Source organism: Enterobacter sp. HG048 (assembly GCF_024702055.1).
Taxonomy (GTDB): Bacteria; Pseudomonadota; Gammaproteobacteria; order Enterobacterales; family Enterobacteriaceae; genus Enterobacter; species Enterobacter dykesii.
Window position 1 is genome coordinate 1 of sequence record NZ_JANLIZ010000041.1, and the last position, 327, is coordinate 327.

The following is a 327-nucleotide window of genomic DNA, read 5'->3' on the forward strand; positions in this document are numbered from 1 at the left end:
CACCGCCGTCGATATGAACTCTTGGGCGGTATCAGCCTGTTATCCCCGGAGTACCTTTTATCCGTTGAGCGATGGCCCTTCCATTCAGAACCACCGGATCACTATGACCTGCTTTCGCACCTGCTCGAGCCGTCACTCTCGCAGTCAAGCTAGCTTATGCCATTGCACTAACCTCCTGATGTCCGACCAGGATTAGCTAACCTTCGTGCTCCTCCGTTACTCTTTGGGAGGAGACCGCCCCAGTCAAACTACCCACCAGACACTGTCCGCAACCCGGATTACGGGTCTACGTTAGAACACCAGCCATTAAAGGGTGGTATTTCAAGG

Annotated in this window: 1 rRNA gene; it reads right to left on the reverse strand. The window is 53.8% G+C overall.

The window, feature by feature from the left end:
• Nucleotides 1-327, reverse strand: a 23S ribosomal RNA gene (locus NUX24_RS21710); the annotation flags it as partial.